This window comes from Streptomyces cyaneofuscatus (genome assembly GCF_033109485.1).
In the GTDB taxonomy this organism is placed as follows: domain Bacteria; phylum Actinomycetota; class Actinomycetes; order Streptomycetales; family Streptomycetaceae; genus Streptomyces; species Streptomyces cyaneofuscatus.
Window position 1 is genome coordinate 464,004 of record NZ_CP137002.1, and the last position, 22,730, is coordinate 486,733.

A 22,730-nucleotide genomic window follows, 5' to 3' on the forward strand; every position below is an offset into this window, starting at 1 on the left:
CGGTGTTCCGTGTGCGGCGGGCGGGTCTGCTCGCCGCGCTGCTGGTGGTGGCCTGGGGCCCGCTCGTGGGCTGCGGTGTCCAGGAGACGGCGGTGATCGATGCGGGCCGCCCGGCCGTCGCCGATCTGCTTCCCCCGCGCGAGGGGCGCATGCTGTTGTTCTTCTACTCCCCCTCCGGCGAGCTGCTGCCCGTGCCCCGGATCGTCGAAGCGCCCTGGCCGGTTCCGGCCGAGGGCGCGGACGGGCCGGACGCACGCGCCGCCGTCACCGCTCTGCTCGCCGGGCCGGACAAGGCGGAGCGGCGGGCCGGGCTGCGCAGTGCTCCCTCGCTGCCCCGTTCGGCGTCCGCCGCCGACCGGGTCCAGGCGGACGGCCCCACCGTCGAGGTCAGGCTGCGCCTGCGGGTGGCGCGGCTGCCGGCCCGCGCCCGCGACCAGCTCGTCTGCACGGCGGCGTTCGCGGCGCATGCGCAGGGGGCCGTGTCCGTGAGCCTGGTGGGGCAGGACGAGCGCCTCGCCCCGGCGGACTGCCCCCTGCGCCCGGTCCCGGCTCCGGTGCGCTGAGCCGCTCCCTTTCCGCGTGGGCCCGCGCGGAAAGGGGGCGGCCCGCCGGAACGAAGGTTCCGGCGGGCCGCCCCCTCTCCACTCAACGGCGGTCTCTCACCTGCCGAAGAAGGCGTCGTGGATCGTGACCGTCGACCGGTTGCCGGCCTTGTCGGTGACGACGGCCTTCAGCGAGACCGCCTTGCCCTTCTCCGGGGCCCGTACCGTGACCTTGCCCGAACCGACCGGGGCGGAGAGCCATGTGGTGCCGTCGTACGACACCTGGACCTGAAGGGCCTTGAGGTTCGCACCGGCCGCCGCGCCCTGCACCTGGACGGGGACGGTCACCTTGCCGCCCGCCGGAACCGTGGAGTCCAGGGCGAGTTCCGGCCGGAAGCGGACCGTGGAGGCCGGAAGCAACGTCGCTTCCGTGGTGCGGGCCGAGGTGAAGGACCACGAGGCGTCGATCCGGGGGGCGGCGCGGTTGATCGCCGGGTTGCGGCGGACCGTGGTCGCCACCGTGTACGCGGCGGACTCCGCCGGGAGCGTGAAGGTCTGCCGGTCGATGGCGACGTCCTCCCGCGTGAGCAGTCGGCCGTCGCGGTGGACGGTGGTGCTCGCCTCCGTGTACTCGGCGAACCCGGAGTGGTCCGCCCCGTCACTGACCAGCGGCAACGAGCCGTGGAGGTCGTCGCCGTCGCGGACGAGCCCCTCGTCCGCGTTCATCCGCGGCCCCATGACACCGGCGTTGAAGGTCTCGGTGTACGTCGCCCCCGCCGTGAACTTCCGGTCGCCGAGCTCGTACACCGAGTCGAAGCCCCGGTATCCCGTCGGGTCCGCCTCGCCCAGCAGACCCGCGACGATGTTCCAGGCGGCCCCGTCCGCCGTGGAGAGATACACGTTCCGTGTCTCCGGTGCGGACCGCACCGTGTAGAGGGCCTGGACGCCGCCGCCGTTGTCCATCAGGCCGTGCGCCGCGAGGGCACCGTCGGCACCGGGGACGGACGATCCGATCCGCGCCTTCACCAGGGCCATGTCCTTGGTCGTGTAGGTCTTGGTGAAGCCGGTGGCCAGCTTGCGCACCGGGCCGCCGGTGAGGACGTTGTACTCGGTGCCGTTCCGCTCCCAGTGGGCGGACCACTGCTGGGTGAGGGAGCCGTCGGCCATGCTGGGACCCTGGTAGGCGGTACGGAGGTTGGTGAAGCTGCCGTACTCGGCCCCCTCCATGATGAACGTCTCGGGTGTGCTCAGGGTGTACATCATTCCGGCGCGGGTGGGGCGTGCGGCCGGGTCCGGGACCGTGACCTTCACGGGCCGGGTGGTCCGGGCGTCGAGGGTGACCGTCGTGGGACCGGTCACCGACAGCTCCGGATTGCTGATCAGATCGGCGCCCTTGCCGGGGGCGGCGGGGTCGGCCGGCAGGTCGGCGGCAAGGCTGTAGGTGCCGCGCGGCAGCCGGACCGTCGTGGTGGAGCCCGACGACAGGTCCGGGAAGAACCGCAGGCCCGCCGCGGATTCGCGGTAGCCCTTCAGGTCGGCGTGCCAGGCGGTGCTGGGTGCTCCGTCCCGTCCGAGGGTCTTGAAGGTGACGTCGTACGACTCGCTCTCCCGGTCCACCGCCGCCGGGGTGCGCACGGTCTGACCGCCTCCGGTCGCGACGACCGTGGCCGAGTACGAGCCGTCGACCGTGCCGCCGAGCCGGGTGTCGGCCGTCAGCTCCACGGCGGCGGTGGAGCCCGCCGGGACCGTGATCCGCTGCGCGCCGAGGGTGAAGAACCCGGCCGGTGCGGGCTGTCCGTCGCCGCCGGTGGGTGCCTCCAGCGCCAGGTCCACCGTCACGTCGGCGGTGCCGTTGTTCCGGTACGTCACCCGCTCGGTGACGGGCGTGTCGTCGGTGTGGGGCCACGGCTGGGTGCCCAGGGTGACCGAGACCGGTTCGGCGACGAGCGTCTGGTCGATCGCCTTGCCGACGGCGAGCCGGCCCGCGCCCTGCTGGAAGACCGTGTGGGGGCCGCCCTCGGCCGAGCCCGTGAGGGCGGCCTTGATCTGTGCGCCCGTCCAGGCGGGGTTCTTCTGCTTGAGGATGGCCGCGGCTCCCGCGACGTGCGGGGTCGCCATCGATGTGCCGTCCAGGGTGGCGTATCCGGGCGGGTTCTGTCCTCCGGTGCCGGTGGCCGCGGCCGCGGTGATGCCCACGCCCGGCGCGGTGAGGTCGGGCTTGACTGCGCCGTCCCCGGTGCGGGGCCCGACGCCGGAGAAGTCGGCGATCGCGTCGTCGTCGTCGACGGCGCCGACCGTCAGGGCCGCGTCGGCGCTGCCCGGCGACGCGACCGTGCCCAGACCCGGCCCGTTGTTGCCCGCGGCTACCGCGAAGAGGATGCCCTTCTCCGCGGAGACCTTGTCGACCTGTGCCTCCAGCGGGTCGATCCCCGGGGTGTCGGGGCCGCCCAGGCTCATGTTGATGACATCGGCGCCCTGGGCGACGGCCCAGTCGACACCGGCGATGACACCGGAGTCGTCACCGGCTCCCCGGTCGTCCAGCACCTTGGCGTTGATCAGCTGCGCCCCGGGGGCGACGCCCTTGAACCGGGCGTCCTTCGCCCCCGTACCGGCGGCGGTGGAGGCGACGTGCGTGCCGTGCCCGACCCGGTCCTTGGCGTCCGGGGAGCCGCTGAAGTTCCGCTCCGCCACCACCCGGCCGGCCAGATCCGGGTGGGTGGCGTCGATGCCGGTGTCCACGACGGCGATCTTCGTACCGGTCCCGTCGTACGAGCGGGCCCAGGCCGCCGGGGCGCCGACCTGGCCGGTGCTGCGGTCGAGCGAGGCCTTGCGCACCCCGTCGAGCCAGATGCGCGCGATGCCGGCAGTCGTGGCCGCCGAGCCGTCGCTCCGCTCACGCGTCAGGGCGTCCCACAGAGCACCGGTGCTGTCGGTGGTGGCGCTGGTGACGGCATCGGCGTCGAGGGCGGACAGGGTGCGGCGGAGGGTGGTGCCGTCGGACGAACGCACTTCGCTGCGGGCGGACTTGGCCGCAGCGCCCCGGTAGCCGACGATCACCTTGAGCCCGGCCCGGTGGGCCTTGCGGCTCTCCGGTCCCGCGAGTTCACCGATGTCGAACAGCCGCTGGTCCAGCGTGCCGTCGGCGATCAGGCGCCGTGCGTCGCGCGGCACGACATAGGTACGGCCGTTGTGGGTCTGCGTGAAGAAGGGGATGCCCTCCCGGCCCTTCGCCCGCTCGATACCGCCGGCCCGGCCGCGCGAGTCGACGAGGACCCGGTCGCCGGTGATCAGGGTGACGGTGGTGCCCGACGCCCCCAAGTCCTCGGCGATGGCCAGGGGTTGGGGTCCGGCTTCCCCGTTCTGCGCCGATACCGGGCCGGTCGTGCCCGCCGTCAGCACGACGGCGGCCGCGGCCGCGACGGCGTACGCCTTCTTTGATCGTTTACGCAAGATGGCCCCTGCTCAGGAGTGGATCGGGCGGGCGAAGGCCCAGCCCGCGCAGGGCCGTTCGGATACGCGTACGGCCCCGGGTTCCGAAGTATGCCGAGGCCCCTGAAAGGCACTCAATGATCGTTGTGTAACAGCGGTCGGGGCGGATCCGGCGGGCCGGGAAGGACCGTCTCCGCGCGCGAGCAGCGCATCACCGGCCCGAAGGCCGACCGCGAACGCACCCTAGCTTGGTCTAGACCAAGCGGGGTACGCTCCCCTGGTCGCCCATGACCGCCCGAACGTCATGCACGACACCGCTTGTCATGTCCATGCATACCCATTCCTTGGGCATGCACCAACCCCTGCAGAGGAGTTGTCATGAAGAGCAAGAAGCTGCTGGCCGTCGCTCTCGGCGCGGGCATCGCCCCGCTCCTGGCCGTCACCCTGCCTGCCGGCGGCGCGAGCGCGCACGGCTACATATCCTCGCCCCCCAGCCGGCAGGCCCAGTGCGCCGCCGGCACGGTCTCCTGCGGCGCCATCAAGTACGAGCCGCAGAGCGTCGAGGGCCCCAAGGGCTTAACGAGCTGCAGCGGAGGGAACGCCGCCTTCGCCGAGCTCAACAACGACAACAAAGGCTGGAGGGTCACCCCGGTCAGCCGGACGACCAGCTTCAACTGGCGGCTGACGGCACGGCACGCCACCAGCACCTGGCAGTACTACGCGGGCGGCCGGAAGATCGCGGAGTTCAACGACGGTGGCGCCCGGCCGGGAGAGACCGTCACCCACCAGGTGAACTTCGGCACCCTGACCGGCAAGCAGAAGGTGCTGGCCGTGTGGAACATCGCCGACACCGCCAACGCCTTCTACGCCTGCGTGGACGTGAACGTGAGCTGACGCGCGACCGCACCACCGTACCGCCGCACCTCGGCGCCACCCGGCTCGGCCGGCAGGCACCGGAACCTGAGTGAACCAGTCCGGCCGACGCCCGGCCGGTGCCCGGAGCGGGCGGTGCACCGTCCGCTCCGGGCACCGGGCGGCACCTCGCGCTCGTGTGCAAGCGATCACGTCAAGCGCGTACGCGTACGCGGGCGAGGATGCCGCCGGACCGCCGGGCGGACCCGACGACCACCCCATCGAGATGAGGTCCCATGAACCGCCACCGAGTCACCGCCCGCGCAGCCGTCGTGGCCCTGCTCGCCACCGGCCTCGCCGCGTCCCCGGCCGTCGCGGCTCCCGCCGCCACCGGTGCCAAGGCCCGCATCGGCGCCGACTGGGCGAAGCAGTCGATCACCTTCACCGCCGCCCCGGGGCAGGTCAACGACCTCCACGTGGTCCCGATGGACCAGGGCGACGGGGTCCGGCGCATCGGCTTCCGCGACGCGGTCCCCCTCCAGCCCGGCGACCACTGCACGTACCTGGAGCCGGGGGTCGAGACGTACGTCGTCTGCGAACTGCCCACCGGCAGCTCCCGGCCGGACCGGATCGATGTCTTCCTCGGCGACGGCGACGACGAGATCGCCACCAGCGACCCCGGGGTGGCCACCGTCAGCGGTGGTCCCGGTGACGACACCCTGCACGCCCACACCGCACACACGGTGAGGGGCGACGCGGGCGACGACATGGTCATGGGGCGCGTGGTCCTGGACGGCGGTGACGGCATGGACCACCTGATGGGCGACGACGGCGACCAGCGGATGTGGGGCGGCCGGGGCGACGACATGATCGAGGGCTACGGCGGCAGGGACCTCGTGTACGCGGGCCCGGGCGACGACCACGTTATGGGCGGGGACGGCAAGGACGTCCTCCTCGGCGGCCCGGGCGACGACATGCTGCACGGCGAGGCCGGCGACGACGTGATCCTGGGCGGACCGGGCAAGGACATGGTCGAAGGCGGTCCCGGCCGGAACCTCGTCCTCCCGTAAGCAGCACCCGTCCCCCGTATGGGCGCGCGATGGCCGGGTTTCGGCCGGCCCGCGCGTCAGCTGCCCCGGAGACCGACCGCCAGCGTCAGTTCCAGGACCTTGTCCGGCGACGCGAGATCCGGGAACAGCTCCCGTAGCTGCGACATCCGGTAGCGGACCGTCTGGGGATGGACGAACAAGGCCGCCGCCGCCTCGTCCCGCCGGCCCTGGTGCAGCAGCCATGCCCGCAGCGTCTCCTCCAGCCGCCGCGCGGTCGCGGCAGGCAAGGTCCGCAGCGGCGCGAGGGCCCGGGCACGCAGGTCCGCGAACGCGTCCGCGTCGGCGCTCAGCACCAGCTCGGGCAGGTGGTCCTCGGTGTCGCGGATGTCAGGGGAGAGGGAACGCGCCCGCACGGCTCGCGCGTACGAGGCGGACACACGGGTCCACGGCCGTGCCGGGCCGACCACGGCGGTGCGGTCGGTCAGCTGCCGCAGGAGATGCGACCGGTCGGCGTCCGGGACGAGCAGCACACCTGTGTCATCCGGCAGATCGTCGAGGACGAGGGTGCTCGGGTCGAGTGCGCGGTAGGCAGGCCGGGCCTGGGCGGCGGGCAGCAGGACCGCGGTCAGCGTGACCGGAGGCTGCCACCCGGCCCGTTGGCCGGAGGCCAGCAGCACGTCCGGTCCCGCGCCGGTGAGGAGGTCCCGGGCCAGGTCTTCCAGGAGGCGCTCGTGGGCCCTGCCCCGGGCGGCCAGTTCATCGGCGTGGCCCGCGGCGCTCGCGGCGGAGAGCTCGTCGATGTAGGCGAAGGTCAGCTCGGCGAACTTGGCGACGTCGGCGGCGGGCAGACCCGCGGGTACGGCACCCGCCGCCAGGCATCGCCAGGCCACGCGGGCACCGACGCGGTAGGCGCTGAGCAGGGCGTCCATCGAACGGCCGTCGCGCACCTCGCCGCGGCCCAGCTCGTAGGCCGCGTCACCGCCGTCGCCGCCTGTGGCCTTCCCGCTCGCGAGGTCCAGGTAGTGCCCCAGCGCGGTGCGGACCGCCCGGCGGATGGTGCCGCCCATACGGCCCGCAAGGGCGTTGGCATAGGAGGGCACCTCGTCGATGATCGCCTGGACGATTTCGTCGGCGGTGGTCTTCAGCGCGGCCCGCAGCGCGGTGACCGTCGTTTCGTCAAGGGTCAGCTCGCTGGCCCTCCGGACTGCATGGCTCATGTTTGTTCCCTGCGAACAATCCTGCTGATCAGATTCACGCCCTACGGTCAGGACTTTACGCCTTGAGGCACAGCAAGCTGGGGCCATGACGAGTACAGCCCTCCGCGGCAGGGCGTGGAAACTGCTGGAGATGGTCACGACGCCGCTCCTGCCGTCGGACTACCTCGACCTGGTCAGCCCGCTCCGTACGGGCGCCGACCTACGGGGGCGCATCGAGGCCGTGACCCCCGAGACGAGTGACGCCGCGACGGTCGTGATCAGACCGGGACGGGCCTGGCGCGGCCACACGGCAGGTCAGTACGTGCGGATCGGGGTCGACGTCGACGGGGTGCGCCTGTGGCGTGCCTACTCCGTCACCTCGCCGACGAACCGCCAGGACGGCCGCATCACGATCACCGTGAAGGCGATCCCGGACGGCAAGGTCAGCAATTACCTGGTCCGCAGGGCGAAACCGGGCACCCTGATCCAGCTGGACCAGCCGACCGGTGACTTCGTGCTGCCGCGGGCCAGGCCCGCCAAGGTGCTCTACCTGACGGCCGGCAGCGGCATCACGCCCGTGATGGGCATGCTGCGCGACACCGCGTTCGACGACGTCCTCATGGTCCACTGCGCACCACAGCCGCGCGACGTGATCTTCCGCGACGAACTGCACGGTCTGGTCGCGGCCGGGCGGCTGCGCCTCACCGAGGTGCACACCGACACGGACGGCCTGCTCGACATCTCCCGTCTCGGCGAACTCGTGCCCGACTGGGCCGAGCGCGAGACCTGGGCCTGCGGGCCCGCGGGCCTGCTCGACGCCGCCGAGGAGCACTGGACCGAGCACGGCTCCCGGGAGCGGCTGCACACCGAGCGCTTCCGCCCCGGCATCGTCGTCGCCGGCGAGGGCGGCGAGGTCACGTTCAGCACCACCGGCAGGACCGTGGCCGCGGACGGCGCCACGCCGCTGCTGGACATCGGCGAGGAAGCCGGCGTGCTCATGCCCTCCGGGTGCCGCATGGGCATCTGCTTCGGCTGCGTCACGCCGCTCAAGGCGGGTGCCGTACGTGACCTGCGCACCGGCGAGATCACCGAGGCCGAACCGGGCGTCCTCATCCAGACCTGTGTGTCCGCCGCGGCGGGCCCCTGCGACATCGAACGGTAGGAACACCTTGACCGCCATCGACCCCACCGCCCACCTGACCGCGGAACAGATCGAGGAGCTGGGCCGCGAGCTGGACGCGATCCGCGACGAGGTGATCGCCGACCGCGGTGAGAAGGACGCCGCTTACATCCGTAGAGTCATCTCGGTGCAGCGCAAGCTCGAACTGGTCAGCAGGGGCGTGCTGCTGTTCTCGCTCTTCCCGCCCGCGTGGGTGCTCGGCACCGCCGGGCTGTCCGTGGCGAAGATCATGGACAACATGGAGATCGGGCACAACGTCCTGCACGGCCAGTGGGACTGGATGCGGGACCCGAAGATCCACTCCACCACCTGGGAGTGGGATCACGTCTCGCCGTCCGATCAGTGGAAGCACTCGCACAACGAGCTGCACCACACGTACACCAACGTGATCGGCAAGGACAACGACCTCGGCTACGGCATCATGCGCGTCGACGAGGACCAGAGGTGGCACCCCTTCCACCTCGGCCAGCCGCTGTGGAACTTCCTCAACGCCTGCTTCTTCGAGTACGGCATCGCCGCGTACGACCTGGAGCTCGGCAAGAACCTCCACAAGCGCCGCCGCAAGAACCCGGAGTTCCGCGCGCGAGCCAGGGCGGTGGGCCGCAAGATCCGCAAGCAGGTGCTCAAGGACTACGTGATCCACCCGCTGCTGTCGGGCCCGTCGTTCCTCACCACACTCGCCGCCACGTTCACCGCGAACCTGGTCCGTAACCTCTGGACCCACTCGGTGATCATGTGCGGGCACTTCCCCGAAGGCGTACAGGTCTTCGAGCGCCGGTCGATCAGGGGCGAGACGCGCGGCCAGTGGTACCTGCGCCAGATGATGGGCTCGGCGAACATCAGCGGCAGCAAGGCCATGCACTTCATGACCGGCAACCTCTCGCACCAGATCGAGCACCACCTCTTCCCGGACCTGCCGAGCAACCGGTACGCCGAGGTCGCGGTGAAGGTGCGCGCGCTGTTCGAGAAGTACGAGCTGGAGTACGTCACCGGCCCGCTGCCCAAGCAGGTGTTCTCCGCGTGGCACAAGGTCTTCCGGCTCTCGCTGCCGAACCGGAAGCCCAAGGCCGGAACACCTGATCAGGAGCGGGAACTGGTCACCGCCTGACTCCGGTACCGGTGCGGATCACTGGACCGTACCCGGCGGCATCGGCCGCGCCGCCCGAGTCCGTCCCTGGCGTCGGTGGCACCGTTTCCGTCGAACGGCCACGGGTCCTCGGCGCCGACCGTTCTCAGTCAGCCGGCGGAGGCGGTCGCCGCGAGGTCGAGGGCGATATCCGTGATCATGTCCTCCTGGCCGCCGACCATCTTGCGCCGGCCGGCCTCGACGAGGATGGCCCGGGTGTCGAGGTCGTACCGGCGGGCGGCGGCCTCGGCGTGGCGCAGGAAGCTGGAGTACACGCCCGTGTAGCCGAGGGTGAGGGTCTCGCGGTCGACGCGGACTTCGCGGTCCTGGAGAGGACGTACGACGTCGTCGGCGGCGTCCATCAGGGGGAACAGGTCGCAGCCGTGCTTCCAGCCCATCAGGTCGGCGACCGCGATGAAGGCCTCCAGGGGGCAGTTTCCGGCTCCGGCGCCCTGTCCGGCGAGGGAGGCGTCGACGCGGGTGACACCGTTCTCGACGGCGACGACGGAGTTGGCGACGCCCAGGCCGAGGTTGTGGTGGGCGTGGATGCCGATCTCGGTGTCCGGATCGAGGACATCGCGGTAGGCGCGGACGCGGTCACGGACGCCGTCCATGGTCAGGCGGCCGCCGGAGTCGGTGACGTAGACACACCCGGCTCCGTAGGACTCCATGAGCTTGGCCTGACGGGCCAGTTCGGCGGGTTCGGCCATGTGGGACATCATCAGGAACCCGGCCACGTCCATGCCCAGGTCGCGGGCGGCGGCGATGTGCTGGGCGGAGATGTCGGCCTCGGTGCAGTGGGTGGCGACGCGGACCGAGCGGATGCCGAGGGTGTGTGCCTGGCGCAGGTCGTGCAGGGTGCCGATGCCGGGCAGGAGCAGCGTGGTGGGCGCCGCGAGGTGGACGCTGCCGCAGACGGCCTCGATCCACTCCCAGTCGGTATGCGCGCCGACGCCGTACGTGATGCTGGAGCCGGACAGGCCGTCGCCGTGAGCGATCTCGATCGCGGCGACCCCGGCCTCGTCGAGTGCGGCGGCGATCGTACGGGCCTGGTCGACGGTGTACCGGTGGCGTACGGCGTGCATGCCGTCCCGCAGGGTCACGTCCTGTACGTACAGGGCGGGGGGCTGGTTCGCGGTCATCGGGAGTCCACCTTCGTGAAGGGCAGCGCTGCGGCCATGCGTTCGGCGGTGCGCAGGGCTGCCGAGGTCATGATGTCGAGGTTCCCGGCGTAGGCGGGCAGGTAGTGGGCGGCGCCCTCGACCTCCAGGAAGACCGAGACCTTCGCGGCGTCCGTGGACCGCGTGCCGGCGGGCAGCAATGGGCGCAGGGGGTCGTCGGCGGCGACGCGCTCGAACTGCACCTTCTGCTTGAGGCGGTATCCGGGCACGTACGTCTGGACCCGGGCGACCATCTCCTCCACCGAGGCGGCCACCGCGGCGTCGTCGCACTCACCGACCAGGCAGTACACGGTGTCACGCATGATCAGCGGGGGTTCGGCCGGGTTCAGGACGATGATCGCCTTGCCCCGCGCGGCGGCGCCCACCTTCTCGATGGCCGACGAGGTCGTCTCGGTGAACTCGTCGATGTTGGCCCGGGTACCGGGGCCGGCCGAGCGGGAGGAGATCGAGGCGACGATCTCGCCGTAGTGGACGGGGGTCACGTCGGCGACGGCGGCCACGATCGGGATGGTGGCCTGGCCGCCGCAGGTGACCATGTTGACGTTCGGCGCGTCGAGGTGGGCCTCACCGTTGACCGGCGGGACGACGTACGGACCGAGCGCGGCGGGCGTCAGGTCCACGACCCTGCGGCCCAGCGAGCGCAGTACCTCGTCGTGGTGGCGGTGCGCGCCGGCCGAAGTGGCGTCGAAGACGAGCTCGACGTCGGCGAACTCGTCCAGCTTCACCAGGCCGTCGACGCCCCCGTGGGTGGTGGCGACCTTCAGGCGGCGGGCGCGGGCCAGGCCGTCGGAGTCGGGGTCGATCCCGACCATGGCGGCGATCTCCAGGGAGTCGGAGAGCCGCAGGATTTTGATCATCAGGTCGGTGCCGATGTTGCCCGACCCGATGACGGCGACCTTCGTGCTCCTGCTCATGCTGTGGCTCCTTCCGTGGCGGCGGACGCGAACGAGGTCCCGACCGTGCCGAGGCCTTCGATGTACGCGGTGAACTCGTCGCCCTCGGCGGCGACCGTCATCGGGCCGAGCGCACCGGTCAGGACGATGTCGCCGGCCCGCAGCGGGTCGCCGAGCCCGGCGAGGGTGGAGGCGAGCCAGAGGGCGGCGGTGAGCGGGCTGCCCAGGCAGTCGGCTCCGGTGCCTTCGGAGACCGTCTCGCCGTTCCTGGTGAGGGTCATCGTCACGGCCCGCAGGTCGACGCGGTCAAGCGGGACAGGGGTTCCGCCGAGGACGTACAGGCCGCAGGAGGCGTTGTCAGCGACGGTGTCGACGATGGTGATGTCCCAGTCGGCGATCCGACTGTCGACGATCTCCAGTGCGGGCAGCGCGAATGCCGTGGCGCGCAGCAGGTCCGCGACGGTCGGGTCTCGGTGCGGCAGGTCCGTGCCGAGCACCAGGGCGACCTCGGCCTCGACCTTCGGCTGGAGGAGTCGGCCGGGAGCGATCGGCTGCCCCTCGGGAACCGCCATGTCGGCGAACAGCGCGCCGAAGTCCGGCTGGTCCACGCCGAGTTGCCGCTGCACGGCGGGCGAGGTCAGGCCGATCTTGCGGCCGACCAGCCGCCGCCCGGCGGTGATCCCGCGTTCCACGTTCAGGCGTTGCACGGCGTACGCGGCTTCGATGTCCGCCGCGGTGTCCTCGGGCAGGAGCGAGCGGACGGGGGCGCAGGGGACGCCGGTGCGGGCGGCCTCCGCCAGGACGGCCGCCGCCCCGGTCACGGCGTCGGCGGGCTTGTGCGGGCTCACGGTCGCCCCCTGCGGGGGCTGGTGCGGCGGTACGGGGCGAACATGCGGGTTACCTCCGGGCGGGGGGTGGCGGGACTGTGGGAGAGGCGGCGATGGGCGGCCGCCGATGCACGACAGGTATAGGCGTACGGTTCGAGCGGGGGCAAAATGCGTTCCATGACACGGAACAACGTGCAGGGAAACATGCTCGACAAAGCGGCTTCCGTCCTGGATTGCTTCCGTCCGGACGGCGGAACGTTCCGTCTCACGGAAATCGCCGCCCGCTCGGGACTGGCGAAGACGACCGCGTTCCGCCTCTGCGCCGATCTGGTGCGCCTCGGGCTGCTGGAACGCGACGGCGAGAGCTACCGGCTCGGCGGGAAGCTCTTCGAGCTGGGCTCACTGGTGCCCCGCAGGCTCGACCTGCGGGAGGCGGCACTGCCGTTCCTCCAGGACCTGTTCGAGGCCACGCACGAGACCGTGCACCTCGGCGTCCGGGAGGGGCACGACGTGGTCTACATCGAGCGGATCCACGGCCACCGGACCCTGTCGCTGCCCTCCCGCATCGGGGGACGGCTCCCCCTGACCTGCACGGGCGTCGGCAAGGCCCTGCTGGCCTTCTCCGGCCCCGAGCTGGCGGACGAGGTACTGGCAGGGCCCCTGCCCCGGCTCACCCCGTACTCGGTCACCGACCCGGCGCGGCTGCGCACCGCCGTGGAGCAGATCCAGGTCTCCGGTCTCGCCTACGAGGAGCAGGAGGCCGCCCTCGACGTCAGCTGCATCGCCTCGCCCGTCTTCGACGGGCCGACGGCGGTGGCCGCTCTTTCCGTCGCCGTACCGCGTGGCCGGTTCCACCCCGCCCAACTGGCACCCGCCGTGCGGACAGCCGCTCTGGGCCTGTCCCGCGTGCTGCGCGCGGGCGGCGGAACGGTGGGCGGTACTTCGCTCTGAGCCGGCACCGAACTGCCCGGCGGTGGTACATGTCATTCCTCTCGGACTCCGACGAGAACGCGTTCCCGCCATCGGAGATCCGCCGCGGCTTCGTCCGTGGGCCGTGCACGCCGTCCTACGGCGCTGCCCGCCCACCCGAGGAGGAATCCCACGGGAACGGCCATCGCGGCGGTCGACTGGAGCCCGATGAGGTGGAAGTCGTGTTCCGGCAGCAGCGAAGTGGGCGTGCCCGAGAAGGAGAGGGAGCAGACGAACAGGACGGTGGTGCAGAGGACACCGCCGTACACCGTCCACAGCATCCCGGTCCGGTTGTACCGGCTCCAGAACAGTCCGTACAGGCAGGCGGGCAGGACCGTGGAGGCGGCGAGGGCGAGTGCCAGATAGGTCAGGGACTGAAGGTTCCGTCCCTGGGCCGTCGCCGCGAGGAAGATGCCGAGCCCGCCCACGGCGCCTACGGCCCATCTGGCCGACCGGACCTCCCGACGCTCGGACATGCGTCCCCCGCGTGCCGCGTGGGCGTGCAGGTCGTGCGCGAGGGCGGCCGCGGCGCTCAGGGCTATGCCGGCGACCACCGCAAGTACGGTCACGAAGACGGAGCATGCGACGGCGGTGTACAGCACGCTGCCCGCGAACCCCGATGTGCCACCACCCAACTCCTCGGCCAGGAGGAGAAGGGCCATCTGGCCGCCGCTGTCGACGGCACGGATCTTCTGGCCGCCCACGACCCCGGCGGCGCCGAGTCCCGCGATGACGACACAGAGGAGGAAGAGGGCCATGATGGCGATGGTCCAGCGGGTCGCCCGGCGGGCGGTGACGCCGTCGGCGGCCGAGTTGATGCGCATCACGACGTGCGGCATGCACGCGCCGCCCAGGACGACGGACAGTTGCAGGCTCAGGAAGTCCAGGCGGCCGGCCGCACTCTCCCCCGCGGCGTGACCGGGTTCGAAGTAGCGGTCGTGGAACCCGCTCCCCTGCTCGGCCGCGGTCAGCAGGGCGCCGGGCGCGAAGCCGTGGTGGCGCAGGACCAGGAAGGCGAGGATCAGCATGGTGGTGAGCACCACTGCCACCTTGACGATCTGGACGAGGCTCGTCCCTCTCATGCCGCCGAGCACCGTGTAGCCGATCATCAGCAAGCCGACGAAGACGGTGCACACCTGTGCGGCGCCCGGGCCGGTCAGTCCGAGCAGCAGGGCCGTGGCACTGCCGGCTCCGGCCAGTTGGAGGACGAGGAAGGGCAGGCAGACGGCCAACGTGGCCGTGGCGGCGGCGATACGGGACGACGGCCCCGGCGAACGCAGCGCGAAGATGTCGCCCAGGGTGTAGCGGCCGGCCTGGCGCAGCGGACCGGCCAGCAGCAGGAACACCCCGACGGCCAGGCAGCTGCTGACCGCCAGGGAGATGCCGTCGTATCCGGCCACGGCCACCAGGCCGGACACGCCCAGGAGGGTGGCGGCCGATATGTAGTCCCCGGTGAGCGCCAGCGCGTTCTGCGCCGGCGTCAGTGACCGGTTGCCGGTGTAGAAGTCGGCCGTGGTGTCGTCCTCGGGACCGGCCAGGACGCACAGCAGGAGGGACAGCACGATGAACGCCATGAAGGCGGTCACCACCATCGTCCGGTCGTCGGAACCGCCTGCGGCCGATACGAGCCCCGCGGCGAGTGACAGCTCGCTCATCTCCGCCTCCCCGGAGCTTCTGCCGGAGCAGACTGAGGCGGGGGCGTGCTCACGAGCTCGGCATGACGTCGTATCAGGCCGGCGAGTGGATCTGCGTGGCGGCGGAGCGTGCGGTCGTACCACCAGGAGGTGAGCAGCAGAACGGCCAGTTGCAGGATGCCGAGCACGACGCCCAAAGGCAGGGTGCCGACCGGGCGGGTGGCGAACAGCTCGCCGGCCGTGGCGGACAGCGAGGCGGTGAGCAGGAAGGCGGTGCCGTTGACCGCCAGGAACCGCCGACGCGTACCGGACAGCGTGCGGGGCAATCGCTGCACGGCCCTTGCGACGGCGTCGCGGGGCCGGTCCTGCGACGGGGGCCCGTTGCCGGGGCCGGGCGGTGGGACGGACATGGGTCGGAGTCCTCTCGCGAGGTGGATGGCCGCTCACCGGGTTCCGGCATCACGGTTCCTGGCGTGCCGTACGGGAAGCACGACGGGCGGTGTGCCGGGGGGGCCGGGCGGTGGAATGACCGTGCCGGGTCAGTCGTCGGCGATGCCCGCGCCGCTGAGGGCGGGCACCGCGTTCTCGGGGTGGGCGAGGGAGCGGGCGCCGGCACGGAACTGGGCGAGCTTGTCCACGATGGTCTGGCCGACGGGGAGGTGGCCCCAGATGCTGATGCCCTGGTGGGTGGAGGGTTCCCAGATCGTCTCGTCGATGACGATCGGGTTCCAGCCGACTTCCCATTCGAAGCCCGAAGGGGTGCGGGCGTAGTAGGACAGTTCCTTGTCGTTGGTGTGCTGGCCGACCGACAGCGCCATGTCGAAGCCGAGTTCGTGCACCCGCTGGTAGCTCTGGGCGACGTCGTCCAGGGTGGCGGCCTGGATGTTGAGGTGCTGGACGCGGGTGCGGATCGGGTCGATGGGCAGGCCGCGGGTGGCGGCCACCGCGATGGAGTGGTGGCGTTCGTTGACGCGAAGGAAGCGGATCTTGAGTTTGACGCCGCTGATGGTCTCATCGATGTAGTCGGTCAGACGGGCGTCGAAGACGGTGTTGAAGTAGCCGCGGATCCGCGTGGGCTTGGTGGAGGTGAGCGCGATGTGCCCCATGCCGGAGTCGCCGGTGACGAAGCCGGACGCCAGCATGCGCAGCGGTTCGGCGGAGGTCAGCGGGGTGGTGTAGATCTCCTGGGTGATGCCCTTGGGGCCGGGGAAGCACAGGAGGCGTTCCACGCCGCGCAGAGCGGCCTCCTCGTCGGAGCCCCGTACGACAGGGACGCCGTGCGCCCGGATACGGGCCTCGATCTGCTCGAAGGAGGCATGGTCGTCGATGTGCCAGCCGGTGGCGACGACGTCCTCGGCCGGGCCGCGCCGGAGCAGGAAGCGGCATTCCTGGTCGTCGAGGCGGAAGCGCATGAGGTCGTGGGAGAGGGTGTCGTGGTGCATGCCGATGGCGTCGGTGCCGAAGCGGCGCCAGTCGGCGAAGCGGTTGGTCTCGATGATGATGTAGCCGAGGTGGACGGCGCCGAAGACGGAGGCTGTGCTGGTCGCTGCGGTGTTCATCGTCGGCCTGCCAGGAAGTCGGCGCACAGCCGGTTGAAGAGCTCCGCGCGCTCGAACTGGACCCAGTGCCCGGTGTTCGCGGCCATGTAGAGGTCGCAGTTGGGCATGCGTTCGGCGAGCATCGGGCCGCCGGACGGCCGGTTGACCCTGTCCTGCGCCCCCCACAGCACCAGCGTAGGCACCGGCAGTCGGCACAGGCGTGCGTCGCGGGTGAAGTCCATCTTCCACACGGTTCGCAGGGCGTTGGGACCGGAAGGCCTGCGTAGCGGCGGTGAGGCGATCACTTCCGGATCGATGCTGGCGCGGTAACGCTCGTCGATCGCGGCGTCGGGGACGTCGGCGGCGTTGAAGACAAGGTAGTTGCGGATGAACTTCTCCAGCTTCCGCCGCGAGGGTCCGTCGCCGGTGTAGTAGTTCAGCAGGCTGTTGAGACCTGGGGTGGGCAGGCTGCGGGTGGTGCCGATGCCGCCGGGGCCCATCAGGACCATCCGGTCGACCCGGTCCGGGGTGTCCAGGGCGAGACGCAGGGCGCAGGCGCCGCCGTAGGAGTTGCCCACCAGATGGGCCTTCTCCAGGCCGAGTTCGTCGAGCAGTCCGCGAATGCCGTCGGCCAGGTGGCCGAAGGGGTCGCTGCCGTCGACTCCCTTGGTACTGCGGCCGTAGCCGGGCAGGTCGGGCACGATGACCCGGTACTCCTTGGCCAACTCGACGATGTTGCGGGCGTAGTTGGAAACGCCGGAGGCCCCGGGGCCTCCGCCGTGCAGCAGCAGGGCCGGCGGGCCGTCTCCGGTCTCCGCGGCGAAAATTTTCCTTCCGCCGATGTCGTACGTCGTCTCCTGCATCGTCGGCAGGTCGGTCGGTGTCGTCGTCATGATGCCGGTGTCCTCACTGTGCCGGGGTTCTCACTGAGCGGTGGATGCGTCGATGCGCGGGGGCGTGGACGGAGTCGTGGACGGGGTGAAGCCCTGGGGTGGCGGGGGAAGCAGGGCACCCCCGGAGGCCGCCGCGTAGACATAGGCGTCGGGGCGCAGGGCGAGCGTGGCCGCGCCGTGCCGTCTCATCCAGGGCAGCAGGACGCCGTCGCTGTCGACGAGGGTGTCCTCGGCCGGCCCGGAGCCGACAGGTGTGACGGTCAGGGAGGAGACGCCGGAGAGTCTCCAGGCCGGCTGGGCGACGGCGGTGCCGGCATGGAGAAGGTTCCATCGGCCGCCGAGGGCGTCGTCGAGCCGGACACGGGTGCCGTCCGGGGCGGTGACCCAGGGCTGGGGAATCTGGTGGCCGGTCGCCTTGGTGCGGGGGCCGGCCTGCAGGCCGGCTTCGTAGCGGGCGACGGGGATCCAGTTCGAGTTCTGCGTCCAGTCGCCGAAGCCCGGTATGCGGTCCAGGGCGCGCAGGGCACCGTTGCGGACGCGGGCGACCGGCCGGCGGCGCTCGGTGATGATCCGGCCGACGAACACCGCCCGCTTGGTGACCTCCTTGACGTGCGGCATGCGCTCGGCCTCGTAGCTGTCGAGGACGCCCTCGGGCAGTTCGCCGCGCAGCACGGCGTCGAGTTTCCAGCAGAGGTTGGCCACGTCGCGCACGCCGGCGGCCATGCCCTGACCGATCCACGGCGGCATGGCGTGGGCGGCGTCGCCGGCGAGAAAGACCCGGCCCATACGGAAGCGGCTGGCGAAGCGCACGTGGTGGCTGTAGACGGTGGCGCGCAGGACGTCGATGCTGTCGCGGGAGATGCCGTACCGGGCCACCAGCCGGTACACGGCCTCCTCGGTCGTCAGCTGCTTCTCGTCGTCGCCGGGCAGGATCGGGAACTCCCACCGGTGGTGGCCGAGCGGGGTCGGGCAGTCCACGGCCGGACGGGCCGGGTCGCAGTGGAAGCGCAGCTTGTCGTGGTCCGGCCAGGGCTTGAGCATCTTCGTGTCGATCACCACCCAGCGGTCCTCGTACGTCGTGCCCTCGTAGCCGATGTTCAGCTGGGCACGGGTGAGGCTGGATCCGCCGTCGGCCGCGATCACGTACGACGCGCGCAGCCGGTGAACGGAGTCGTCGGCGGTGCCGACGACCGTCAGTTCCACCCCGTCGGCGTCCTGGCGCAGGCGCAGGCACTCGTGGCGTACCAGGATCTTCACGTTCGGGTAGCGGTCGACGCCGTCACGCAGGACCTGCTCCAGAGCCGGCTGGTAGATGAACATCTGCGGCGGGTGACCGTGCCCGCGTGGGGTGGGGCGGGCACTGATGAACGGACGGCCGCCGGCGTCGACGAAGTCCACGTCCCGCTCGGTCAGCATGTCCTGCTTGAGCCGCTCGGCCAGGCCGATGCGCTGCCAGATGCGGACGACCTCCTCGTCGGTGGAGATGGCCCTGGCGCGGGTGAAGATCGCGGCGTCCCGCTCCAGGACGAGGACGCGCAGGCCCATGGCTCCCAGCAGGTTCGCCGCGGTCACGCCCGTGGGCCCGTATCCGATCACCGCGACGTCGTAGACGTCTTCGGCCCCGGTTTCGGCCGTGGTCTCACTCATCGGGCCACCTCGTTGTCGATCATGACGCTCGACCCTTCCTGGATCGGTCACTACAATTGGAACGATTGCTACGGTAGGCTGGTCGTCAGCGACGGTCAAGCGGCCGGCGCGGAACGCACCGACAGGAGGGCACCTGCCATGACGAAGCCGCAGACGACCCGCAAGAAGCGCGCGAACGGAGTGGAATCGCGGCAGCGCATCCTCGACGCCGCCGTGGATATCGCCGGCGAGCGCGGTTACGAAGGCACGTCGATCGCCGCCGTCAGCGCCGCGTGCGGACTGCCCGCCAGCTCGATCTACTGGCACTTCAAGGACAAGGACGACCTGATCGCCGCGGTCATCGAGCGCAGCTTCGACACCTGGCTGGCTGCCTTCGAACTCCCGGGCGAGGAAACCGGCACTCCCCTGGAGCGGGTCACCGCCGTGGCCGGGAACGTGGCCAAGTCACTGGTCGACGCCCCCGACTTCCTGCGCCTGGGGCTGATGCTCGCCCTCGAGCGGCGCCCCGTCGAACCCCGCGGCCGTACGGTGTTCCTGCACGTCCGCGACATCGCGAGGGCCAAGATCGCCGAGATGGCCGAAACCCTCGTTCCGGGCCTCGACAAGGAGTCCGTCCAGATCCTGACGGCCTACGCCGTCGCGGGTGCCGACGGGCTGTTCGTCCAGCGGGAGATCAACGGGGACGCCCTCGACCTGGTGGCGATGTTCGAACTGCACGCCCAGCTGGTCTACGAGGCTGCGACACGCATGGCCACCAAGGGCGAGGCATGAGGCCGGCGGCTGTCCGGCACCGCGCGGAAGCCGCACAGCTGCTACGAGAGGCCGAGCGCCGCACGGCCCCGGTCGAACCTCTCTCCATGACGTGGCCTGCCCTCGACCTGGCCGACGCCTACGCCGTCCAGCAGGACAGCGTCACCCGCCGCCTGGCCACCCTCAGCCCACTCCGAACTTCTCCGCCGCTCTCCCGACAGCTCTCCGCCACCGCCACGCCGGACTTCTTCGCCACCCCCTGGCACCCGTCCTCATAGCCTCATCGAGTCGGCGGAGACGCACGGTCGGCGGCCGACGAGGCCTCCCCTCCGCACTCCGCAGACCCCACGAAAGGCCGCTTCATGTCCCCCGCCGCACAGCGCATCGACGTACATCAGCACATAGTGCCCGCTTTCTACCGCGACGAGCTCGCCAAGGCCGGCATCGCCGACGCCGGCGGACGCGCGCTGCCGGACTGGAGCCCCGAGTCCGCCCTGCAGCTGATGGACCTGCTCGGCACCACCACGTCGATCGTCTCCGTCTCCACGCCCGGAACCGGCTTCCTCACCGCACCCGCCGACGCCGCCGGTCTGGCCCGACGCCTCAACGACCACTGTGCGGCCCTGGCCTCCGACCATCCCGGCCGCTTCGGCTTCTTCGCCACCCTCCCCATGCCCGACACCGATGCCTCGGCCACCGAAGCCGCGCGCGCACTGGACGAGCTGCGCGCCGACGGCGTCACCCTGCTCGCCAACAACCGCGGTGCCTACCTCGGCGCGGACGGCCAGGACACGCTGTGGCGGGAGCTGCACGACCGCGGCGCGGTGGTCTTCGTACACCCGGCCGAACTGCCCGCTCCCCCGGTCGACGGCATCCCCGCCTTCGCCGCCGACTTCCTGCTGGACACCACCCGCGCCGCCTACCTCCTGGTCCGCAACGGCATCCCTCGCCGCTACCCGAACATCCGGTTCATCCTCAGCCACGCCGGCGGCTTCGTTCCTTACTCCTCACACCGCATGGCCCTCACCATCGCCAACGACACAGCGCGCAGCCCGCTCGACGTACTGGAAGACTTCCGCTCCTTCTACTTCGACACCGCCTTGTCCTCCAGCCCCGCCGCCCTGCCCACCCTGCTCGCCTTCGCCCGCCCCGGCCACGTGCTCTTCGGCAGTGACTGGCCCTTTGCCCCCACTCCCGCCGGGCAGTACTTCGCGAGCGGCCTCGACGACCACCTCGCCCCGGACACCCGCGAGGCCGTCAACCGCACAAACGCCGAAGCGCTCCTCCCCCGCCTGTCCGCAACTCCCCCAACGGCGCCCCCGCCACTGCCGGCACCGGCGCGCCTGCGCCAGGCGGCGCAGCGCACCGCCGCGCGCCTGGTCTTCAAGCTCCTCCAGCCCAGCACCGACTGAGACAGGTTCCTCATGTCCTCCACTCCCCACGACAAGCCCGAGAGTCAGACCGAAGACCGGCAGGACGCCGTCGCGACCGGCCGGGGCGGCCACAACGGCGTCCTCTTCGCCATGTGTCTGTCCCTGGTCCTCGTCGTCGCCTCCGTCTCCGCCCTCAACCTCGCCCTGCCCGACCTCGCCATCGACCTGTCGGCCACCAACGGCGAACTGACCTGGATCGCCGACGGGTACACCGTCGCCCTGGCCGCGCTCGTCCTGCCTTTCGGCGCCATCGGCGACCGGATCGGCCGCCGCAACGTCCTCGTCGCGGGCACCGTCGTCTTCGGCGCCGCCTCCCTGGCCGCTTCCTTCGCCGACTCCACGACCACGCTCATCGTCTGGCGGGTCGTCATGGGCCTGGGGGCCGCGATGATCATGCCGGGCACCCTGTCCACGATCACCGCCGCCTTCCCTCCCGAGCAGCGCGTCAAGGGCGTGGCCACCTGGTCCGGATTCGCCGCCGCCGGAGCCATCATCGGCATGCTGGCCGCGGGGGCCCTGCTGGAGTGGTACTCCTGGCGGTCGATCTTCATCACGAGCGCCGCGGCCGCCCTCGTGGCCGCCGTCGCCGCCCTCCTCCTGTCGCCCGACACCAAGGACGAGCGCCCCTCCCCACCCGATGTCTCCGGAGCCATCTCCACGGCCGTCGGTATCGGCGCCCTCGTCTTCGCCATCATCGAGGGCAACGAGCGGGGCTGGACGGAACCCGTCGTGATCGCCGCCCTCGTGGTCACGGTGCTGGCCTTCACCGCGTATGCCTGGCTCGGGCTGCGGCGTGAGCACCCCCTGCTCGATCCCGCCCTGTTCGGCATCCGTGGCTTCCGGGCGGGTGCGATCACCGTCCTCGTGCAGTTCATGGCCGTCTTCGGGTTCTTCTTCGTCGGCCTGCAGTACCTGCAGCTCATCCTCGGCTACAGCCCGCTCAAGGCCGCCGCCGCCCTCGTACCCGTGGCGGTCGTCGTCCTGCCCACCTCCCAGGCCACCCCTCACCTGGTGCGAAGGATCGGGATGAAGCTCACCATGACCGTCGGGCTGCTCCTGCTGAGCGCCGGCCTGTTCGTCATCTCCCGACTCGACGTCGGCTCCGGCTACCTGCCGTTCCTCGGCGGACTCGTCCTGGCGGGCCTCGGCATCGGTCTGTCCGGAGCCGTGGGCACCTCCGCCATCACCGGCTCTCTCGGCCGCGGCCAACAGGGGGTCGCCTCCGCGATGAACGACACCACCCGCGAGGTCGGCTCGGCCGTCGGCATCGCCCTCATGGGCTCGATCTACGGCAGCCACTACCGCTCGAACCTGCCCGACTCCATCGACCGGCTTCCCCACGAAGCCGCCGAGGCCGCACGCGACTCCGCCGCGGCGGGCCTGCACGTCGCCGATCAGCTCGGTGCCCGGGGCGCGGCCCTGGCGGACGGCGTCAAGTCCGCCTTCATGGACGGCCTGTCCGCCTCGCTCGTCGCCGTCGGCGTCATCGTGCTCGCCGCCGCGATCGGCTGCCTGCTCCGGGCACCGAAGACACCACCGACGTCGGACTGAACCGCCCGTGGCCGGATGCCCTGCGGGCCTGTGGCGGAGC

At 71.3% G+C, this 22,730-nt stretch carries 20 protein-coding genes; 10 read left to right on the forward strand and 10 right to left on the reverse strand.

Annotated features, from left to right (window positions below; translation table 11 throughout):
* Positions 1-2: 2 nt before the first annotated feature.
* On the forward strand, positions 3-563 hold the full coding sequence (locus R2B67_RS01870; protein ID WP_317816051.1) for a hypothetical protein: 561 nt from the start codon (positions 3-5) through the stop codon (positions 561-563).
* 96 nt (positions 564-659) lie between these two features.
* On the opposite strand, the gene R2B67_RS01875 is transcribed toward R2B67_RS01870, so the two are convergent.
* Positions 660-3,992, reverse strand: coding sequence for a S8 family peptidase (locus R2B67_RS01875; RefSeq protein ID WP_317816052.1), 3,333 nt, complete (start codon positions 3,990-3,992; stop codon positions 660-662).
* A gap of 357 nt (positions 3,993-4,349) precedes the next feature.
* Between R2B67_RS01875 and R2B67_RS01880 the strand changes: the two genes are divergently transcribed.
* Positions 4,350-4,865 carry a lytic polysaccharide monooxygenase auxiliary activity family 9 protein gene (locus R2B67_RS01880; RefSeq protein WP_317816053.1) on the forward strand — a complete coding sequence of 172 codons (516 nt, stop codon included), beginning with the start codon at positions 4,350-4,352 and terminating at the stop codon, positions 4,863-4,865.
* 254 nt (positions 4,866-5,119) lie between these two features.
* Positions 5,120-5,893 carry a calcium-binding protein gene (locus R2B67_RS01885; protein WP_317816054.1) on the forward strand — a complete coding sequence of 258 codons (774 nt, stop codon included), beginning with the start codon at positions 5,120-5,122 and terminating at the stop codon, positions 5,891-5,893.
* Positions 5,894-5,949: 56 nt separating this feature from the next.
* Here R2B67_RS01885 and R2B67_RS01890 read toward each other — a convergent pair whose 3' ends face one another.
* Positions 5,950-7,089: a PucR family transcriptional regulator gene (locus R2B67_RS01890; RefSeq protein ID WP_317816055.1), complete on the reverse strand. Its 1,140-nt coding sequence runs from the start codon at positions 7,087-7,089 to the stop codon at positions 5,950-5,952.
* 85 nt (positions 7,090-7,174) lie between these two features.
* Here R2B67_RS01890 and R2B67_RS01895 point away from each other — a divergent pair, with 85 nt between their 5' ends.
* Positions 7,175-8,230: a ferredoxin reductase gene (locus R2B67_RS01895; protein WP_317816057.1), complete on the forward strand. Its 1,056-nt coding sequence runs from the start codon at positions 7,175-7,177 to the stop codon at positions 8,228-8,230.
* Between the two features lie 7 nt (positions 8,231-8,237).
* The gene (locus R2B67_RS01900) at positions 8,238-9,356 is read left to right on the forward strand and encodes a fatty acid desaturase family protein (RefSeq protein ID WP_317816058.1); all 1,119 of its coding nucleotides are present in this window, start codon (positions 8,238-8,240) and stop codon (positions 9,354-9,356) included.
* Positions 9,357-9,484: 128 nt separating this feature from the next.
* Here the strand turns inward: R2B67_RS01900 and dmpG are convergent, their stop codons facing one another.
* Genes dmpG through mhpD form a run of 3 tightly spaced genes read right to left on the reverse strand, consistent with a single transcriptional unit; the run spans position 9,485 to position 12,296 of the window.
* A complete protein-coding gene (gene dmpG, locus R2B67_RS01905) occupies positions 9,485-10,516 on the reverse strand; it encodes a 4-hydroxy-2-oxovalerate aldolase (protein ID WP_317816060.1) in 1,032 nt (343 codons plus the stop codon).
* Positions 10,513-11,469, reverse strand: coding sequence for an acetaldehyde dehydrogenase (acetylating) (locus R2B67_RS01910; RefSeq protein ID WP_317816061.1), 957 nt, complete (start codon positions 11,467-11,469; stop codon positions 10,513-10,515). Before R2B67_RS01910 ends, dmpG begins: the two co-directional genes overlap by 4 nt.
* Positions 11,466-12,296: a 2-keto-4-pentenoate hydratase gene (mhpD, locus tag R2B67_RS01915; RefSeq protein ID WP_317816062.1), complete on the reverse strand. Its 831-nt coding sequence runs from the start codon at positions 12,294-12,296 to the stop codon at positions 11,466-11,468. The genes R2B67_RS01910 and mhpD overlap by 4 nt, the downstream gene beginning before the upstream one ends.
* 183 nt (positions 12,297-12,479) lie before the next feature.
* Here mhpD and R2B67_RS01920 point away from each other — a divergent pair, with 183 nt between their 5' ends.
* Entirely contained in the window at positions 12,480-13,226 is a 747-nt protein-coding gene (locus R2B67_RS01920; protein ID WP_317824759.1) for an IclR family transcriptional regulator, read from the forward strand.
* A gap of 32 nt (positions 13,227-13,258) precedes the next feature.
* Here R2B67_RS01920 and R2B67_RS01925 read toward each other — a convergent pair whose 3' ends face one another.
* The 5 genes from R2B67_RS01925 to R2B67_RS01945 all read right to left on the reverse strand — a co-directional run bounded on the left by R2B67_RS01925 (position 13,259) and on the right by R2B67_RS01945 (position 18,956).
* Entirely contained in the window at positions 13,259-14,899 is a 1,641-nt protein-coding gene (locus R2B67_RS01925) for a sodium/solute symporter (RefSeq protein ID WP_317816063.1), read from the reverse strand.
* Positions 14,896-15,288: a DUF485 domain-containing protein gene (locus tag R2B67_RS01930; RefSeq protein ID WP_317816064.1), complete on the reverse strand. Its 393-nt coding sequence runs from the start codon at positions 15,286-15,288 to the stop codon at positions 14,896-14,898. Before R2B67_RS01930 ends, R2B67_RS01925 begins: the two co-directional genes overlap by 4 nt.
* Positions 15,289-15,417: 129 nt before the next feature.
* Entirely contained in the window at positions 15,418-16,437 is a 1,020-nt protein-coding gene (locus R2B67_RS01935; RefSeq protein ID WP_317816065.1) for a VOC family protein, read from the reverse strand.
* Positions 16,434-17,309: an alpha/beta fold hydrolase gene (locus R2B67_RS01940; RefSeq protein ID WP_317816066.1), complete on the reverse strand. Its 876-nt coding sequence runs from the start codon at positions 17,307-17,309 to the stop codon at positions 16,434-16,436. The genes R2B67_RS01935 and R2B67_RS01940 overlap by 4 nt, the downstream gene beginning before the upstream one ends.
* A 30-nt stretch (positions 17,310-17,339) precedes the next feature.
* A complete protein-coding gene (locus R2B67_RS01945) occupies positions 17,340-18,956 on the reverse strand; it encodes a bifunctional 3-(3-hydroxy-phenyl)propionate/3-hydroxycinnamic acid hydroxylase (protein WP_317816067.1) in 1,617 nt (538 codons plus the stop codon).
* A gap of 138 nt (positions 18,957-19,094) precedes the next feature.
* Here R2B67_RS01945 and R2B67_RS01950 point away from each other — a divergent pair, with 138 nt between their 5' ends.
* The 4 genes from R2B67_RS01950 to R2B67_RS01965 all read left to right on the forward strand — a co-directional run bounded on the left by R2B67_RS01950 (position 19,095) and on the right by R2B67_RS01965 (position 22,690).
* Positions 19,095-19,727 carry a TetR/AcrR family transcriptional regulator gene (locus R2B67_RS01950; protein WP_317816068.1) on the forward strand — a complete coding sequence of 211 codons (633 nt, stop codon included), beginning with the start codon at positions 19,095-19,097 and terminating at the stop codon, positions 19,725-19,727.
* An 86-nt stretch (positions 19,728-19,813) separates the two neighbouring features.
* Positions 19,814-19,984, forward strand: a complete 171-nt coding sequence (locus tag R2B67_RS01955; protein ID WP_317816069.1) for a hypothetical protein — start codon at positions 19,814-19,816, stop codon at positions 19,982-19,984.
* An 84-nt stretch (positions 19,985-20,068) separates the two neighbouring features.
* Positions 20,069-21,118 carry an amidohydrolase family protein gene (locus R2B67_RS01960; protein WP_317816070.1) on the forward strand — a complete coding sequence of 350 codons (1,050 nt, stop codon included), beginning with the start codon at positions 20,069-20,071 and terminating at the stop codon, positions 21,116-21,118.
* A 12-nt stretch (positions 21,119-21,130) separates the two neighbouring features.
* Positions 21,131-22,690 (forward strand): MFS transporter, encoded by a 1,560-nt coding sequence (locus R2B67_RS01965; protein WP_317816071.1) that lies wholly within the window; start codon positions 21,131-21,133, stop codon positions 22,688-22,690.
* Positions 22,691-22,730 lie beyond the last annotated feature (40 nt).